Below are 2,995 nucleotides of genomic sequence, written 5' to 3'. Positions count from 1 at the left end.
TGTTACTGTAATACTTGTACCTGTTGCATTGGTATTCCATTTGACTGTACCACTACATCCGGTTGCTGTTAACGTTGCCGTTTCATTGTTACATAGACTTGTTTTGTTTGTTGCAATGACAGGTGCTTCCGGATTGCCACCTGGGAATATCGTAAGGATATTTGATGCTCCACTCGTTCCACATGCATTTGTACAAGTTGCTGTATAGGTACCTGGTGCATTTACTGTGATACTGCTACCACTTGCACCTGTGTTCCATTTCACTGTTCCTGTACATCCTGCGGCCACTAAAGTAGCGGTTTCATTACCACACAGTTTTTGTTTGTCAGCACTAATGATTGGTGCAGTTGGCTCAGTTACCTTAGTAATCACTACCAAGTTAGATGGTGTGCTTCCACAACTGTTTTTACAATTAGCTGAGTAAGTTCCTGCTACACTTACAGTAATGCTACTTGTAGTGGCTCCTGTGCTCCATTCCAATGTTCCTGTACAACCTGTTGCTGTCAACGTTGCTGTTTCAGCCCCACAGATACTTGTTTTGTTAGCTGTTACAGTTGGTGCTTGTGGTGTTGCTCCAGTTGTGATTGTTATCACATTTGATGCTACACTTGTTCCGCAACCATTGCTACAAGTTGCTGTATATGTTCCTGCTGTACTCACTGTAATGCTTGTACCTGTTGCATTGGTATTCCATTTCACAGTACCACTACATCCGGTTGCCGTCAAGGTTGCCGTTTCATTATTACATAGACTTGGCTTGGTCGTCGCAATCGTTGGAGCATCTGGCGTTGTACCTATCGTGATTGTTATCACGTTTGATGCTGCACTTTTGCCACAACTGTTGCTACAAGTTGCTGTATATGTTCCTGCTGTACTTACTATGATGCTTGTACCTGTTGCATTGGTGTTCCAGATTACTGTACCTGTACAATCAGTTGCCGTCAACGTTGCTGTCTCATTATTACATAGACTTGTTTTGTTGCTTGCAACTTTCGGTGCGTTTGGCGTTGTACCTGTTGTAATTATTACAGGTGAACATGTACCACTTGTACCACAACTATTGCTACAAGTTGCTGTATAAGTACCTGCTGTATTGACATTGATACTTGAACCTGTTGAACCATTACTCCAGTTAACTGTACCACTACATCCTGTTGCTGTTAGGGTCGCCGTCTCATTGTTACATAAACTTGTCTTGTTAGTAGAGACCGCTGGCATGTTTGGCGTTGTACCTGTTGTAATCGTAATCACATTTGATGCATCACTTGTTCCACAATTGGTCGTACAAGTTGCTGTGTATGTGCCCGCTGTACTTACTGTGATGCTCGTACCTGTTGCATTATTATTCCATTTCACTGTGCCTGTACAATTAGTCGCTGTCAACTCTGTAGTCTCATTGTTACATAGACTCGTCTTCGTAGTAGATATCACTGGTGCATTTGGCTTGCTACCAGGATTAATCTTTACCACATTCGATGACACACTATTGCCACAATCATTGCTACATACAGCACTGTAAGTACCTGTCTGTGTTACTGTGATGCTGTTGCCTGTTGCATTGGTGCTCCATTTCACTGTACCACTACAGCCCGTTGCCGACAAGGTCGCTGTCTCTCCTGTACACAAACTAGGTTTATCACTCGAAATAATCGGTGCAGTTGGTTTTGTTCCTGTAGTGATAATTACCGCATTCGATGCTGCACTTGTGCCACAAGTGGTCACACAAGTTGCTGTGTAAGTACCTGCTTCACTCACTGTTATACTTGCGCCTGTTGCATTATTACTCCATTTCACTGTACCTAAACATCCTGTTGCAGTCAATGTTGTGCTTTCATTATCACACAATGCATTTTTAAGAGCTGCTATAATTGGTGCAGTTGGTGTGCTTCCCTTGGTAATTACTAAAGGATTAGACACTACACTTTCTCCACAAGCATCGCTACAAATTGCTGTATATGTTCCTGCTGTGCTTACTGTAGTGCTCGTACCTATGGTATTGTTACTCCACTTCACTGTGCCTGTACAGTTAGTCGCAGTCAAGACAGTTGTCTCATTATTACACAAGGCATTCTTAGTAGTTGCAATCACTGGCGCGTCTGGTGTCGTACCTTTCGTGATTGTAAGCACATTTGATGCATCACTTGTTCCACAATTAGTCGTACAAGTTGCTGTGTATGTGCCCGCTGTACTTACTGTGATGCTCGTACCTGTTGCATTATTATTCCATTTCACTGTGCCTGTACAATTAGTCGCTGTCAACTCTGTAGTCTCATTGTTACATAGACTTGTCTTGGTCGTCGCTATCACTGGTGAATTTGGCTTGCTACCAGGATTAATCGTTACCACATTCGATGACACACTATTGCCACAATCATTGCTACATACAGCACTGTAAGTACCTGTCTGTGTTACTGTGATGCTGTTGCCTGTTGCATTGGTGCTCCATTTCACTGTACCACTACAGCCCGTTGCCGACAAGGTCGCTGTCTCTCCTGTACACAAACTAGGTTTATCACTCGAAATAATCGGTGCAGTTGGTTTTGTTCCTGTAGTGATAATTACCGCATTCGATGCTGCACTTGTGCCACAAGTGGTCACACAAGTTGCTGTGTAGGTACCTGCTTCACTCACTGTGATGCTTGCGCCTGTTGCATTATTACTCCATTTCACTGTACCCAAACATCCTGTTGCAGTCAATGTTGTGCTTTCATTATCACACAATGCATTTTTAAGAGCTGCTATAATTGGTGCAGTTGGTGTGCTTCCCTTGGTAATTACTAAAGGATTAGACACTACACTTTCTCCACAAACATCGCTACAAGTTGCTGTATATGTTCCTGCTGTGCTTACTGTGGTGCTCGTGCCTGTGGTATTGTTACTCCACTTCACTGTGCCTGTACAATTAGTCGCTGTTAAGACAGTTGTCTCATTATTACACAAGGCATTCTTAGTAGTTGCGATCACTGGCGCGTCTGGTGTCGTACCTTTCGTGATT

General features: G+C 43.2%; 1 protein-coding gene. It reads right to left on the bottom strand.

The features are described from left to right. Positions 1 to 2,995: beta strand repeat-containing protein (locus ACYVFA_RS19605; RefSeq protein WP_460473554.1), on the bottom strand; the 2,995-nt coding region annotated here is incomplete at both ends.

This window comes from Emticicia fontis (genome assembly GCF_054779675.1).
Note: the sequence above shows the minus strand (reverse complement) of the source record. Positions and strands in the feature narration are given on the sequence as shown.